Source organism: Nocardia sp. NPDC050408 (genome assembly GCF_044458905.1).
Classification (GTDB): Bacteria; Actinomycetota; Actinomycetes; order Mycobacteriales; family Mycobacteriaceae; genus Nocardia.
In genome coordinates, this window is the sequence record NZ_JBITIL010000025.1 from 1 (window position 1) to 14,123 (window position 14,123).

General features: G+C 66.7%; 14 protein-coding genes. 3 read left to right on the top strand and 11 right to left on the bottom strand.

What is annotated here, in order from left to right; translation table 11 throughout:
* Window positions 1-350 precede the first annotated feature (350 nt).
* The 6 genes from hisH to ACIBJI_RS38210 all read right to left on the bottom strand — a co-directional run bounded on the left by hisH (window position 351) and on the right by ACIBJI_RS38210 (window position 5,622).
* Entirely contained in the window at window positions 351-986 is a 636-nt protein-coding gene (gene hisH / locus ACIBJI_RS38185; RefSeq protein ID WP_364352993.1) for an imidazole glycerol phosphate synthase subunit HisH, read from the bottom strand.
* On the bottom strand, window positions 983-1,597 hold the full coding sequence (hisB, locus tag ACIBJI_RS38190) for an imidazoleglycerol-phosphate dehydratase HisB (protein WP_397087990.1): 615 nt from the start codon (window positions 1,595-1,597) through the stop codon (window positions 983-985). Before hisB ends, hisH begins: the two co-directional genes overlap by 4 nt.
* A gap of 23 nt (window positions 1,598-1,620) precedes the next feature.
* On the bottom strand, window positions 1,621-2,754 hold the full coding sequence (locus ACIBJI_RS38195; protein WP_397087992.1) for a histidinol-phosphate transaminase: 1,134 nt from the start codon (window positions 2,752-2,754) through the stop codon (window positions 1,621-1,623).
* On the bottom strand, window positions 2,751-4,088 hold the full coding sequence (gene hisD / locus ACIBJI_RS38200) for a histidinol dehydrogenase (protein ID WP_364353002.1): 1,338 nt from the start codon (window positions 4,086-4,088) through the stop codon (window positions 2,751-2,753). The genes ACIBJI_RS38195 and hisD overlap by 4 nt, the downstream gene beginning before the upstream one ends.
* Before the next feature lie 189 nt (window positions 4,089-4,277).
* Entirely contained in the window at window positions 4,278-4,565 is a 288-nt protein-coding gene (locus ACIBJI_RS38205; protein ID WP_364353005.1) for a putative quinol monooxygenase, read from the bottom strand.
* A 16-nt stretch (window positions 4,566-4,581) separates the two neighbouring features.
* Window positions 4,582-5,622 carry an aldo/keto reductase gene (locus ACIBJI_RS38210; protein ID WP_397087994.1) on the bottom strand — a complete coding sequence of 347 codons (1,041 nt, stop codon included), beginning with the start codon at window positions 5,620-5,622 and terminating at the stop codon, window positions 4,582-4,584.
* A gap of 143 nt (window positions 5,623-5,765) precedes the next feature.
* Between ACIBJI_RS38210 and ACIBJI_RS38215 the strand changes: the two genes are divergently transcribed.
* Window positions 5,766-6,623: a helix-turn-helix transcriptional regulator gene (locus ACIBJI_RS38215; protein WP_364353011.1), complete on the top strand. Its 858-nt coding sequence runs from the start codon at window positions 5,766-5,768 to the stop codon at window positions 6,621-6,623.
* A 26-nt stretch (window positions 6,624-6,649) separates the two neighbouring features.
* On the opposite strand, the gene ACIBJI_RS38220 is transcribed toward ACIBJI_RS38215, so the two are convergent.
* From ACIBJI_RS38220 to ACIBJI_RS38240, 5 genes are all read right to left on the bottom strand, one after another.
* A complete protein-coding gene (locus ACIBJI_RS38220; protein WP_364353014.1) occupies window positions 6,650-8,308 on the bottom strand; it encodes a protein kinase in 1,659 nt (552 codons plus the stop codon).
* Window positions 8,309-8,422: 114 nt separating this feature from the next.
* Entirely contained in the window at window positions 8,423-10,171 is a 1,749-nt protein-coding gene (locus ACIBJI_RS38225) for a penicillin-binding transpeptidase domain-containing protein (protein WP_364353016.1), read from the bottom strand.
* 108 nt (window positions 10,172-10,279) lie between these two features.
* Window positions 10,280-11,137: an arylamine N-acetyltransferase gene (locus ACIBJI_RS38230; RefSeq protein WP_364353019.1), complete on the bottom strand. Its 858-nt coding sequence runs from the start codon at window positions 11,135-11,137 to the stop codon at window positions 10,280-10,282.
* 60 nt (window positions 11,138-11,197) lie between these two features.
* A complete protein-coding gene (locus tag ACIBJI_RS38235) occupies window positions 11,198-12,193 on the bottom strand; it encodes a prolyl oligopeptidase family serine peptidase (RefSeq protein WP_364353022.1) in 996 nt (331 codons plus the stop codon).
* A gap of 20 nt (window positions 12,194-12,213) precedes the next feature.
* Window positions 12,214-13,419 carry an MFS transporter gene (locus ACIBJI_RS38240; protein WP_396959186.1) on the bottom strand — a complete coding sequence of 402 codons (1,206 nt, stop codon included), beginning with the start codon at window positions 13,417-13,419 and terminating at the stop codon, window positions 12,214-12,216.
* Window positions 13,420-13,525: 106 nt separating this feature from the next.
* On the opposite strand from ACIBJI_RS38240, the gene ACIBJI_RS38245 reads away from it, so the two are divergent.
* Entirely contained in the window at window positions 13,526-13,861 is a 336-nt protein-coding gene (locus ACIBJI_RS38245) for an ArsR family transcriptional regulator (protein WP_364353028.1), read from the top strand.
* A 4-nt stretch (window positions 13,862-13,865) separates the two neighbouring features.
* On the top strand, window positions 13,866-14,102 hold the full coding sequence (locus ACIBJI_RS38250; protein WP_396959188.1) for a TerB family tellurite resistance protein: 237 nt from the start codon (window positions 13,866-13,868) through the stop codon (window positions 14,100-14,102).
* The last annotated feature ends 21 nt before the right edge of the window (window positions 14,103-14,123 follow it).

Here is a 14,123-nt window from a genome sequence, read left to right on the forward strand (position 1 = left end):
CCACACGGGGGTATGAGGAGCCGGAACCAAATAAAACATTTGGCACTGACATTCATCGACACACTATTGAGTTCTCAAAGAACACACGCACACACAATCACTCCGGCGTAAATCCGGGGCTTCAGTGAGGCAACTTGGTGAAGCTTAGCTCAGCTGACTCCCGACACAAAATCAGGAACCTTCCGAACCAGTGTGATCGTCAGGCGCTCCTCGTACTACCTCGTTTCCCAGGCCGCTGTGCTCAACGTTTCCGCTGCGCTTTGGGCTCCGGGTCGGTGTCCGTGTCGCTCTGACTTGAATAAAGTTACTTACCGCCGTGCACGATGTCAAATCGCCTGGCCAGCGGGTGTTTACAGCGAGTTCACCCAATTGCGGAGCAGCTGCGCCCCGGCATCACCGGACTTTTCGGGATGAAACTGCGTCGCCGACAGCGGACCGTTCTCTACGGCCGCCAGGAATGGGACTCCGTGTTCGGCCCAAGTGAGCTTCGGCGCGGCGAAGTGTTCACTCGGTGGCAGGTCCCATGTTTGTGCGGCATAGGAGTGCACGAAATAGAAACGGGTATCGCTCGCCATTCCGGCGAACAAGACACTGTCGGTAGGAGCCGACACCGTGTTCCAGCCCATGTGCGGGAGCACAGGTGCGGACAGGCGCTCGACCACGCCCGGCCATTCCGCACATCCTTCGGTTTCCACCCCGAACTCCACGCCGCGCTCGAACAGGATCTGCATGCCGACGCAGATACCGAGCACCGGACGACCACCGGCCAGCCGCTGACCGATGATGCGTTCCCCTTTCACTTCGCGCAGCCCCGCCATGCACGCGGCGAACGCGCCGACGCCGGGGACGACGAGTCCATCGGCGGCCAGCGCGATACCGGCGTCGGCGGTCACCTCGACATTCGCCCCGGCCCGGATCAGCGCGCGGTGCGCGGAGTGCAGATTGCCGGAGCCGTAGTCGAGCAGAGCGACGGATTTCGTTGTCACAGTGTCCCCTTCGTCGACGGCACACCGCTCACCCGCGGATCCAGCTCGACGGCGGCGCGCAGTGCCCGAGCCACCGCCTTGAACTCGGCCTCGGTGATGTGGTGCTGGTCGCGGCCGTACAGCACGCGCACGTGCAGGGCGATGCGGGCGTTCAGCGCGATCGACTCGAAAACATGCCGGTTGAGCACGGTGGAATACGGCGCACCGGGTCCGGACCCGGGAATCAGCGCGTGCAGCAGGTGCTCGGGTTCACCGGTGTGCACGCAATACGGGCGACCGGAGACGTCCACCGCGGCGTGCGCCATGGTCTCGTCCATCGGAATGAATGCATCGCCGAAGCGACGGATGCCGGACTTGTCGCCCAGTGCCTTACCCAGTGCCTGGCCGAAGACGATGGCGGTGTCCTCGACGGTGTGGTGCGCCTCGATCTCGATATCGCCCTCGGCGCGGACCGTCAGATCGAAGCTGGCGTGCGCGCCGAGCGCGGTCAGCATGTGGTCGTAGAACGGGACGCCGGTGGCGATATCGGTCTTGCCGGTGCCGTCGAGGTCCAGTTCGACGACGATATTCGATTCCTTGGTGACGCGCTCCACCCGCGCGGTGCGATTCATCTTTGCTTCCTCCACAGGCGGATTCATCGGATAGTGAGCTCGGTATCGGCCAAGGTGCCGCTGACGCGCAGGAATTCGTCGTTCTCGGCGGCCAGACCGATGGTGGCGCGCAGATATCCCGGAATGCCGACGTCGCGGATCAGCACCCCACGGTCCAGGTAGTGCTGCCAGGCGCGGGGGGCGTCGGTGAAACGACCGAAGAGCAGGAAGTTGGCGTCACTGGGGATCACCTCGAAACCCATGGCGGCCAGCGCTTCCGCGACCCGGTCGCGCTGTGCCGCCAGTTCGGCGACGCTGGCGAGGGTTTCATCGGCGTGGCGCAGGGCCGCGCGGGCAGCAGCCTGGGTGACCACCGACAGGTGGTACGGCAGCCGCACCAGCAGCATCGCGTCGATCACCGCGGGGGCGGCGACCAGATAGCCGAGGCGGCCGCCAGCGAAGGCGAAGGCCTTGCTCATGGTGCGGCTGACCACGAGTTTCGTCGGGTATCGATCGATAAGGGCGATCGCGCTGGGCTCGGCGGAGAATTCGCCGTATGCCTCGTCGACGACCACAATGCCCGGTGCGGTGGACAGGATCCGGGCCAGGTCGGCCTGCGGAATGCTGTGTCCGGTCGGATTATTGGGGCTGGTCACGAAGACCACATCGGGTCGTCGCTCGGCGATGACGGTGAGCGCGTAGTCGATATCGAGGGAGAAGTCGGCATTGCGCTTGGCCTCGACCCATTCGGTATCGATGCCCTCGGAGATGATCGGGTGCATCGAATACGACGGCACGAAACCCAGTGCGCTGCGACCGGGTCCGCCGAAGGCCTGCAGCAGCTGCTGCAGGATTTCGTTGGAGCCGTTGGCCGCCCACACGTTGGCGGTGTTCACCGCGATGCCGGTTTGGCGGGTTAGGTACTCGGCCAGGTCGGTGCGCAGCGCGACGGCGTCGCGATCCGGGTAGCGGTGCAGGTCGACGGCGGCGGCGCGAATGGATTCGGCGACGTCGTCGACGAGAGCTCGGCTCGGCGGGTGCGGGTTCTCATTGGTGTTCAGTTGCACCGGCACCGTCAATTGCGGTGCGCCGTAAGGCTTCTTGCCGCGCAGGTTCTCGCGCAGCGGCAGGTCGTCCAGACCGATGTCGGAGCCGGGCACCATGATCTCGGGGGTCATGCCAGTGCCTCGAATCGTGCTTGTACGGCCTGGCCGTGTGCGGGCAGGTCCTCGGCATTGGCCAGGGCGACCACGTGACCGGCGACGTCTTTGAGTGCGGCCTCGGTGTATTCGACGACGTGGATACCGCGTAGGAAGGTCTGCACGCTCAGGCCCGAGGAGTGCCGCGCACATCCCGCCGTCGGGAGTACGTGATTGGAGCCCGCGCAGTAGTCGCCCAGGCTGACCGGTGCGTAGGCACCGACGAAGATCGCGCCGGCGCTGCGCACTCGGGCCGCGACGCCGGACGCATCGACGGTCTGGATCTCCAGGTGTTCGGCGGCGTAGGCATTCACCACCCGGAGCCCCTGCTCGATATCGTCGACGAGCACGGTGCCGGATTGCTTGCCGGACAATGCCTCCCGCACCCGGTGCGCGTGCTTGACCACCGTCATCTGGGTGGTGAGCACGGCGTCCACCGCATCGGCGAGTTCGACGCTGTCGGTGACCAGCACGCTGGCGGCGAGCACATCGTGTTCGGCCTGGCTGATCAGATCGGCGGCCACGTGGACCGGATCGGCGGTGGCATCGGCCAGGATCGCGATCTCGGTGGGGCCCGCCTCGGCATCGATGCCGACCAAGCCGCGGCACAGACGCTTGGCGGCGGTCACGAAGATATTGCCGGGACCGGTGATCAGGTCGACCGGCTCGAGCTGCGCGCCATCGGTATCGAGACCGCCATAGGACAGCAGCGCGATGGCCTGTGCACCGCCGACGGCCCACACTTCCTCGACCCCGAGCAGCTTCGCGGCCGCCAGGATGGTCGGGTGCGGCAGCCCACCGTGCTGCGCCTGCGGCGGCGACGCCACCACCAGCGAGTCGACACCGGCCGCCTGCGCGGGCACCACATTCATCACGACGCTGGACGGGTAGACGGCATTGCCGCCGGGCACGTAGAGCCCGACCCGCTCGACCGGCACCCACCGCTCGGTGACCGTGCCACCCGGGACGACCTCGGTGGTGGTATCGGTGCGTCGCTGATCGGCGTGCACCTTGCGGGTTCGCTCGATCGCGACCTCGAGCGCGGTGCGCACGGCCGGATCCAACGTCTCCAATGCGGCCTCGAGTTCGGCCGCCGGTACCCGCACGCTCGCTGGAATCACACCGTCGAACTGTTCGCTGAACTCCAGCGCCGCCGCGACCCCGCGGTCTCGGATCGCCTCCACCACCGGTCGCACCTGATGCAGCACCGAGTCCACGTCGACTCCCCCGCGCGGCAGCGCGGTGCGCAGCTCGGCAACGGAGGGAGTACGGCCGCGCAGATCAACGCGGGCGAGCTCGAGGCGGGATGTCATGAGGTCTGCGATCCTGTCTGTCCTGATCCTTGGACGCCGTGCCCGACGCCGAGCGGTCGGTATTTTCCGCCCCGCTCCAGTTACCAGCCTATCGGTCCGGCGCCGCCCGCTATCCGCTGCGGTCGCCGGATGTGTCGCGGAGTACGGCCGCCTGCCCCGGTCCGATAGTGGACCGGGGCGCGGCGGTTGTCAGGCCGAGACGAGCCGCTTGATGATCATCGGTTCGGCGAGGATCTGGTCGAGTACGTCGCGCACGTGGAAGAAGTGTGGCGTCGTGAAATGTTCGTCAAGGGCTTCGGGGGTTATCCACTCCTCCACGAGGACCATGTGGGAAGGGTCGTTGGGATCGGTGTAGGGGTGGTAGGTCAGGCAGCCGGGCTCGGCTAGGGACGGTTCGATCATTGCTTCCAGTGCCGTGCGCAGGCGGTCTTCGCGACCCGTGCTTGCGCGGAATTCGGCGACGACATGCAGTGTCATGGTGGTTCCTCGGACGTTATGCGCGGGCGGGGCCAGTGCCCGCGCCGGTTGTGGTGATGGCGGTCTCGATTGCGGCGAGGTCGTCGGTGGTGAGCGTCAGGTCACGGGCGCCGAGCCAGCCGTCGATCTGAGTGGCGTTACGCGCGCCGACAATCGCGCCGGTGATGCCGGGCCATGCGGTTACCCAGGCCAGGGCCACCTCGGCGACGGTCACATCATGGCGGGCCGCGATCGGGCGCATGGCTTCGACGAGGGCGAGCTTGGCGGACAGGCCGGTGGTGAAGTCCGGATGCGAACCGCGCCAGTCCTCGTCGGGCAGGTTACGCAGGCGCTCCTCGGTGAAGGTGCCGGTGAGCAGGCCCGATTGCAGTGGTGAGTAGACGATCACGCCGGTTCCGTTCTCATGTGCCCAGGCGATATCGGCCGCGGCCGAGCGGTTGATCGCCGAGAACGGCGGCTGGATCGCATCGACATGGGCAATGGATTCGGCAACCGCCAGTTGGGCCGCGTCGTGGTTGGACAGGCCGATGGCGCGGACCTTGCCTTCCTTCTTCAGATCGGCCATGACCTGCCAGTACTCCTCGAGCGGAGTCGCCTGGTCGTTGGCCTCGCCCTCGGCGCCGTAGACGAAGGCCGCGCCGGTATCCGGCCAGTGCACCAAATACAGATCGATGTGGTCGGTCCGCAGCCGACGCAGCGAATCCTCGATTTCCCTGCGCACCACGTCGGGCCGCATGATCCGGCGCGGCGGGCCGGAACGGTCGTCGCCTTCTTCCCAGATCAAACCGGTTTTGGTGAACAGGTAGGGCCGCTCGGCCTCCGGGATGTCGGCGAGCGCACGACCGACCACCTCCTCGGCATGGCCCACGCCATAGGCGGCTGCGGTATCGATCCAGTTGATTCCGGCGTGCACCGCGTGTCGAATCGCGGCGATCGAGTCAGCGTCATCGGTGGCGCCCCACGAGTACTCCCAACCGGATCCGCCGAAGACCCAGGTGCCGAAGCCGAGCGGGGTGATGTCCATGCCGGTGTCGCCGAGGGGGCGGGTGTTGCTCATTGTGTCCGTCTCCGTTCACCGCCGGAACCGTTCCGGCGGTGATCACTACTTTCGTCGCGGCCAGTGGCGGTAAACAGCGCCGCGCGAGCCTGGGCACGGCATGACCAGGATGCGGCCGGGCAACCGCCTGGATACTGGATGACGTGAGTCTGGATCGACGTGCCGAACTCGGCGAATTCCTGCGTTCCCGGCGGGCCCGGCTGAGCCCGGAGGAGGTCGGCCTGCCCGATTACGGCAGCCGCCGCCGGGTGCCCGGCCTGCGCCGCGAGGAGTTGGCCATGGTGGCGGGGGTCAGCGTCGATCACTATGTGCGTCTGGAACAAGGCCGCACCCTGCATTTTTCGGAGTCGGTGCTGGATGCCGTCGCGCAGGCGCTGCGATTGAATCCGGTGGAGCGCGAGCATCTCTATCGGCTGGCGCGGCCGTGGTCCGGCGAGGAGCCACCGGCCGAGCAGGAAGTCCGCCCCGGACTGCGCAGACTGCTCGACACCGCCGCCGATGTGCCCGCCTACATCGTGGGCCGTGGCACCAATGTGCTCGCCTGGAATTCCCTTGCCGCCGCGCTCATTACCGATTTCGGTGCACTACCGCCCCACGAACGCAATCTGGCCCGGCTGGTCTTCCTCGATGAGGGGATGCGCGAACTGTATGAGGACTGGGCGGCCAAGGGCGCCGATGTCGTGGCGTATCTGCGCCTGGATATGGCGCGCAATCCCGGCGATGGGGCAATCGCCTCGCTCATCGAGGAATTGAGCGCGAACTCCGCCGACTTCGCCGCCATGTGGCAGCGTCACGAACTCAAGGACAAGACGCACGGACGATACACATACCTGCACCCGGTGGTCGGCCGACTCGAGCTGGGCTTCGAAACGCTGCGCCTGCCCGATGATCCGGATCAGGCGCTGATCATGCACACCACCGAACCGGATTCTCCGAGCGCGACGGCTTTGCAGTTGCTGGCGACTTGGGCGCGGACGTCGGTGCGATCCGGATCGCGCTAGGCGCTACCCGTTGCGGGACAACTCGTTCAGCGAGCGTCGCCGCTGCGGGTGTCGCTGTCAATGAGTGGGGCCCCGCTGCCAGGGTTGATCAACCGCAGCGTCACCGACCTGTTCTGGCCCGCGTAGGTCACGCTGGCCACGTTCACGTCCACCGAACCGTCTGAGTTGGTGCCCGTACCACCATCGGCGGCATCAACAGTGTTGAAGCCCGTGACCCGATTCTGCGTCCAGTAATCCTGGAAGGCCGACTGACTGCCGTAGACCCGCTGGGCAGCGGGAGTCAACTGTTTCCACGCAGCCGCGAACCTCAGATAGATGAGGTTGTTGTAGAAGTCCACCACTTGATCGATGGATTGCCGCGAGTCTGCCTGGCCGACGCTCTTCGTCTGCCCCGGCGCGCCAGCGGCGACCGTGGAACTGGTTCCCTTGGACGCGGAGGACGAAGGCGGACTCGCTTGCACCGACGGCGTATTGGTGCCCGACTGATTCAGCGCACCGATCAGGATGGCCACGACAGCCACCACCGCACCGACGGTCGCACCGACCAATACGGCCTTGCGCTTGCCACCGGACTTGCGCAGTGCCGGACGCGGCTGCGTCGCGGTCTGCGGATGCGCGGCGGTCCGCGGACGCGACGCACCCGAGTTGTTGGGACGGGCGGAATTTCGCGGCGGCGGTGCCGGACGTGGCTGCCGCGCGGTCGGCTGATGTTCCGGCGTCGGATTCGCGGGTGGGCGCAGCGCACGCGTCGCGGATTCACCGTGCCGACCGAAAGCCTCACTAGCGGGTACGAATCCGGCGTGCACCGGTGCGGAACCGGAATCGGCGAGCGCGGAAAGATGTTCGCGGGCCGCACGCATGGTCGGCCGCTCGGTGGGGTCCGGGCTCAGCAGATCCAGTAGGAAGTCGGTCGCGGGGCCCGCATGCCGCGGTTCGCTCACCTGGCCGTTCGCCGCGGCGTAGAGCACGGCGAGCGGGTTGGCGCTGGAACCGTACGGCGGTTCGCCCTCGAGTGCGTGAAAAAGCGTTGCCCCCAAGGCGAATACGTCGGCAGCGGGCGTCGGGTCGGCGCCGCGCGCCACCTCCGGTGCGAGATAGGCGGCGGTACCGCAGATCAGGCCGGTCTCGGTGAGGGTGACGTCGCCGGTGGCGCGGGAGATGCCGAAGTCGGTGATCTTCACCGTGCCGGTGTCGTCGAGCAGGATATTGCCCGGTTTGACATCGCGGTGCACGATTCCGGCGTGATGCGCGGCGATGAGCGCCGAGGCGACCTGTTCGCCGATCCGCGCGACCTGGGTCAGCGGCAGCATGCCCTGCGCGGAGATCACGCCGGCCAGGCTCTTCGACTTCAGATACTCCATCACCAGGCACGGATCGCCGTTGTGCTCGGTGATATCGAAGACCACGATCGCATTCGGATGCTGGAAGCGCGCCGCATTGCGGGCCTCACGGAACGCGCGCTGACGCACCACATCGCGCTCTGCTTCGGGCAGGCTCGGCTTGATGTGGATCTGCTTCACCGCGACCGAGCGCTGCAGGCGTTCGTCGATGGCACGCCAAACAACACCTGTGCCGCCGCTACCAATCCGCTCGACCAGGCGGTAGTGCTCCGCGATCAATTGACCGGTATCGATGGCGCCTACTCCGAACCTTCTCGAAATCGTGACATCACGCGTATTGACCATCAACGCGTTCCGCACGAGTGTAGCGGGGCGCAATCCTCGGCACGCGGCAGCGGGGGTATATTCGCCGCCCACAACACACCGAATGCTAATGCAGTGCCGATTCGACAGTGTTGCTCAATGTCGTGCACGCAGCATACGGCCTGCGGCCTCCACGGCCGGACCCGAGCTGTTCGCATCGCTGACGAATACGGCGAAGGCCAGGTCACCGTCGATGCCGACGAACCAGCCGTGCGCGTGCTTGTCATCGAGGTACTCGGCGGTGCCGGTCTTGCCGATCAGGCCCGAAATATCGCGCAGAGCGGTGGCGGTGCCGCCGGTAATGGTTTCGCGCATCATGGTTTTCAGCTGCTCTTCGGTAGTCGGCGGCAGTGCCGCCGGGGTATGATCGGCCACACCGGGCTGTCCGTTGACGACCATCGGCAGCGGCACCGATCCACGCGCGATGGATGCGGCGACCAGCGCCATCCCGAACGGTGAGGCCGTCACCTTGCCCTGACCGATCCCGGATTCCACGCGCAGCGCCGGGGTGTCCGCGGTCGGCACCTTGCCGGTGACTGTGGTCAGACCGGGTGTGACGAAGTCGATGCCGAGGCCCAGTTGTGCCGCGGCATCGGTCAGGCCGTTCGGTGCGAGATTCACCGCGAGTTGACCCATGGTGGTATTGCAGGACTGGGCGAAGGCGGTGTGCAGCGGCACGTTGCCGAGGTCGAAGTTGTTGTCGTTGGGGATGCTGCGGCCCTCGATATTCGCGGTCGCCGGGCACGGCAGCACGGTGTCGGGTGTCACCGCGCCAGATTGCAGTGCGGCCGAGACCGTGACGGTCTTGAAGGTCGAACCCGGCGGATACAGGCCGGTGAGCGCGATCGGTCCTTGTGCGTCGGCGGCGGCGTTCTGCGCGACGGCGAGCACCTTTCCGGTGGAGGGTTGCAGTGCCACGATCGCGGCGGGCTGGGTGATCGGCGTCAACGCGCTCTCCGCGTAGCGCAGCAGATCGGTGTCGAGTGTGGTCACGATATCCGGGGTGGGTGCGGGATCCTGACCGGCGACGCGTTCGGTGCCGTCCGCGGTCTGTGCCCGCACCGCCCAGCCTGCTGCCGCGTCGGCGGAACTCTGCCAGAGTTCGGCGAGGCCGGACAGCACCGGTGATGCGAGGGATTTGTCGGTCGTGAGCAGGCGGGTCTGCGGTGCCAGGGTGACGCCCGGAACGGCGGCCAGCGCCGTCTGGATCGGGGCGATATCGGCGTCGCGCAAGGTGACCGCGGTGATCGGCTTGCCCTGTGCCGCAGCCAGATCCGATTGCAATGACTGTGTCGTGATATCGGGGGCGATGGGGGCGAGCAGGGCCGCGAGCGCGGCGGTGTCGGCACTCGGGGCGACGTTCACCAGGGTGACCATCTGCTCGGTCATCAACTCACCGCCGGATGCCTCGAGCACACGCGCGGGCTTCGGATTGGTGGTGGCGTAGTTCAGCGGGCCGCGCGCGAGACCGGGTGCGACGGTATCGGGATCCCATTTGATCTTCCAGACGCCGCCGGACTCACGGGCGGACCCGTTGGTGGTGTAGCTCCACGTGTTCTTGCCGGCCTTGCCGAACTTCCAGGTGGCGGCGAGGGCGAAGGAGTTCTTATCCGCGCTGCGGACCTCGAATTTCACATCCTTGCCGAGCCCGTCGTAAAGCTTGCCCAGCGCATCCGACGCTTTGGCCGGATCATCGGTGAGTGCGGCGGCCGCGGCGACGTCATCGCGACTGAGCGCATCGGCGAACTGCCCGGCGACGGTGTCGGGCTGGTCCGGCCCAGAGCTGCAACCAAGGGCCAGGACGGTGGCTGCGAACAGAACGAGAAGATTCCGGTTGGCACGCACCCCGCCGACTCTAGTGGCCGATCGTGACCAACTCGGGTAGCCCGCACGGAGGAAGCCGCACTTCTGTCGCGATCCGGGTGGACCGCAACAGGTGCGAATGTACGGACTTCAGGCGAGCCAAGGCCCCTGGGCGAGCGCTGTGGCGTCGGGTTCGGACAGGTCGATATCGAAGACCTCGGTGAGGACTTTCGGAAGTTCGGTGAGTTCGAGTTCGCGGGTTTCGCTGGAGCCGTTCGGATATTCGGTGATGAGGGTGAGGTTGTCCAGTACGTGGTGGACGTCCGGGAGGAAGCGCTGCACGAACGGCCGGGCGGTGAACGGTGAGCGCGGGGCGGTGGAGACGAAGTGGTTACCGACCGCGAAATCGATGCGGTACTGCGGGTTCAACGTGAAGGTATAGCGGTCGATCCAGCCGTCGCGGCCGAATTGGTGCAGCACCCACAGGTCGCTATCGAGTTCGCCGGTGGTGTGTTCGAGCCGGAAGCGCCAGTCGCCGAGTGCGAATTCGCCGCCCTCGACCAGTTCGTAGGGCGCGAGCGGGCCCGAGCCGAAGCCGACATCGCAGATCCACACGCGATCGTCATCGCCGGTGGTGACGCGCAGCAGGGCGTGGGTGGCCGGGCGCAGGCCGTCGGCTACGCCCATGGTGACCCGGCCGCTGAGACCGGTCACCCCGAAGCCGAGCCGTTCCAGCGCGGCGGCGAACAGGCCGACGTTCTCGTAGCAGTACCCGCCGCGTCGATGCCGGATCATCTTGTCCTGCAACGATTCCAGATCCAGCGGGACGGGGCGGCCGAGAATGGACTCCAGGTTCTCGAACGGGATCGTGGTGGTGTGCGCGTGGACGAGGGCGCGCAGGGCGGCCAGTGTCGGGGTGCGGTCGCCGGTGTAGCCGATGCGGGCCAAGTACGCGTCGAGGTCCAATTCCGCGCCGTTCCAGTGGTAAGCGGGGTCATTCGGCTTCATTGCACCTCTCCTTGTGTACGGTTCTGCCCGGATGAACCACACCACAGCGACAAGTGTTCCCTAGGCGGCGCATTTGGCGTCCGGCGGCGCCGCGGGAGCGACCACAGTGTCGCGGGCGACGTCGACCAGATAGTCGCGATCGGGTCCGTCGACGGGTTCGGTGCCGAGCAGCAGGCGCTCGACGACGCAGCCGCCCTCGAAGTACGCGGGACCGACGCTGTGGTCGCCAGGGACCACGGCGCCGTTCAAATCGCGGCCGGTGACGATGGTGTACATCGAGGTGGGTTTGCCCGCGGCGAGCAGTCCGGCTCGCATTTCCAGGGTCGCCGGGTACGGCACCACATCGTCGCCGGTGCCGTGGATGAGGAAGGCACGCTTCATGCTCATCCGGGCGGCGAGGAGAACGGGCGAACGTTCGGTATAGGCCTGCGGGCAGACCGTCGGGGCGCAGCCGCCCGCATCGCGTTCGATCTGAGCGGGCAGTGCGGGATCGACGCCCGCCGAGGCGAGCCACATGGTGAAATCGTCCGCGGGCCCATAGTTGTCGACCCAATAGTCGAAGAGTCCCTGCGGGCCGTGCGCCACCGCGAGTCCGCTCATTGTGCCGCCCTGACTCCAGCCCCACAGCACGGTGCGGCCGATCGTCGGATGTTCGTTCTTGTACCACTGGGTGGCGGTGACGATATCGCGCCAGCCCGCCCACAGATTCCAGTCGCCGGTGCGCCAGACGCCGGTCGTGCTGCGGGCGTCCATGGACAGAATCGGGGTCGCGGCGCGGCGGGCGATCGAGGTCAGATATTCGGCGTAGTCGGCGGAGGTGCCGTCGTGGCCGTGGACCGCGATGACCAGATCGCGCGGCGTCAGATCACCTGCCGCACAGCTATACGGTTCGTATACCCGGCCGGTGGCGTCCTCGCCGTCCACCGTCAGGGTCACCGGCCGCACGTCGACTCGGACCTCGCATTCCGGTTCGGCCGAAACCGACGGTGCGACAAGACTTGTCGTCGACACCGCGGCGAACAGCGCACAGCCGAGCATCAGCAGTAGGTGCCTCATTCTGGAATGATGACATGCGGCTATCGCTGTCCGATAAACGGGCGAGTCGCGACGAATACCGCGCCGAGCACCGCTGCCGCTCCCACAATGCCCGCGAAGGTCGTCGTGCCCGCAGGCAAACCGATTGCGTCACTGAGGAATCCGGCCGACAGCGGAAGCAATGCTGCGGGCAGGTAGCCACCGACGTTCTGGGCGGCATTGGCCTCGGCAAGCCGATCGGCGGGCACGCTCGCGCTGATGGCCGTGAGACCGCCGAACTGGCCCAAGCCCTGGCCGATCCCCGCGAGGATCGCGGCGGCGGCGAAGACCGCGATCGAAGACAACCGCAGCGCCGCGACCAAGGTGATCGTGCTGAGCAGGGTGGCTGCCGTGCCGCCGAGCAGGATCGTGCGCAGGCGCAGCCGCCGCACCGCGAATTGGACGCCGGTGGCGCCGAGGAACATGACGAAGGCCAGGCCGCCGGCGAGCACGCGGTTGGTGGCACCCAAAAGGGTCGACAGGAGCGAGGGGCCGAGCGAGAGCACGAATGATGTCGCGGTAATCCCCGGTGCGAATACCGCGATGCCGAGCAGAACTGGGGTGCGCCCACCCGATGCGACCGCGGGAATGCGAATCCATGGGCCGCGTCCGCGCGCACCCTTGGGCAGCTCCAGCCGCGCCAAGACCGCGAAAGCCGTAGCGAGCAAGACGATTTCAACGATGAATATGGTGACGGTCGGACCGGGTACGAACTGTGACAGCAAACCTGCCAGCAATGGTCCGAAGCCCGCGCCGAGCACCATGGCCGATGAGGCCGCCAGTGCGGCAAGGCGTTTGCGCTCCGGACCGCCGATATCGGTTACCGCCGCCATCCCCGCCGAAACGGCCGCGCCGACCGCTATTCCGGTGAGCAGGCGCGCTATCGCCAGCATCGCGACCGAATTCGCGGTGGCGAACAAGACGCAGGCGAGCATGGCGAGGAGCACCGCCGGCAGTAGCACAGGTTTGCGGCCGATGCGGTCCGACACCACGCCCGCCACCAGCAGCGCGCCGAGCAATCCGGCGATGTAGCAGGCGAATACGGCGGTCAGCGTGCCCGAGGAGAAGCCCAGCCGGTGCTGCCACACGACATAGAGCGGGGTAGGCGCATTCGAGAGCACGAACACCGCGAGCACGGGCCATGCCGCCAGCCAAACCGCGCCGTCGCGGCGCACCTCGGTTTCCGGTTTCGCCGCGAGCGTCGTCATGTCAACTCCTTGTTCGAAAATTCTCGTACTGGTACGGCAGGAGTCGAACTTAACATCTAGTACGATAGAAGTCGAACTAAGGATTTGCCGATCCGCAGGAGACCCGATGCCATCGACCGACACCGTCGCGACCACGCTGCCCGAGCCGAAGCGTGCCGAGCTGCGACTGGAGAATGTGCTCGGCGTGCTCAGCGATCCGCTGCGGCTGAGCATGGTGCAGAAACTGCTGCTCGAATCCCCCGAGACCGATCGCTCCTGCGGCTGGTTCGAGATCGATCGGCCGAAATCGACACTGACACATCATTTCCGGGTGCTGCGCGAGGCGGGTGTCACCCGCCAGCGGCAGTACGGACTGGAGCGCCGCAGCCGGGTGCGGATCGAGGACCTCGACGCGCGTTTTCCGGGACTGCTCGATCTGGTGCGTGCTTGGCAACCGGCGTAATTCGGTGCCGTTTCGAGGGCACGCGTGTCCCGGTGGGGCCTGCTACCGTGCGCGCGATAGGCGATCCAGCGCTCGGACGCGCGCATGTGCTGCGGTAGATAGGCAAGGCGGCGGGGAAGCCACCGGGGCCGATGCGGTCCAGATCGGCATCATGATCGGCAATGCGGACGGGAATTTCGATCAGGACGAGACCGCGGCGGTGCGCGAGGCGTGCCAGGCCCTGCGGGTGGATCCGCAGTAGTTCGGCCCTGCCCGCTAGTAT

Bases quoted from the DNA above. Each gene is read 5' to 3' on its own strand.
- hisB (WP_397087990.1), bottom strand. From the start codon at position 1,597: ATGAATCGCACCGCGCGGGTGGAGCGCGTCACCAAGGAATCGAATATC.
- ACIBJI_RS38195 (WP_397087992.1), bottom strand. From the start codon at position 2,754: ATGACCCCCGAGATCATGGTGCCCGGCTCCGACATCGGTCTGGACGAC.
- hisD (WP_364353002.1), bottom strand. From the start codon at position 4,088: ATGACATCCCGCCTCGAGCTCGCCCGCGTTGATCTGCGCGGCCGTACT.
- ACIBJI_RS38205 (WP_364353005.1), bottom strand. From the start codon at position 4,565: ATGACACTGCATGTCGTCGCCGAATTCCGCGCAAGCACGGGTCGCGAA.
- ACIBJI_RS38210 (WP_397087994.1), bottom strand. From the start codon at position 5,622: ATGAGCAACACCCGCCCCCTCGGCGACACCGGCATGGACATCACCCCG.
- ACIBJI_RS38220 (WP_364353014.1), bottom strand. From the start codon at position 8,308: ATGGTCAATACGCGTGATGTCACGATTTCGAGAAGGTTCGGAGTAGGC.
- ACIBJI_RS38230 (WP_364353019.1), bottom strand. From the start codon at position 11,137: ATGAAGCCGAATGACCCCGCTTACCACTGGAACGGCGCGGAATTGGAC.
- ACIBJI_RS38235 (WP_364353022.1), bottom strand. From the start codon at position 12,193: ATGAGGCACCTACTGCTGATGCTCGGCTGTGCGCTGTTCGCCGCGGTG.
- ACIBJI_RS38240 (WP_396959186.1), bottom strand. From the start codon at position 13,419: ATGACGACGCTCGCGGCGAAACCGGAAACCGAGGTGCGCCGCGACGGC.
- ACIBJI_RS38245 (WP_364353028.1), top strand. From the start codon at position 13,526: ATGCCATCGACCGACACCGTCGCGACCACGCTGCCCGAGCCGAAGCGT.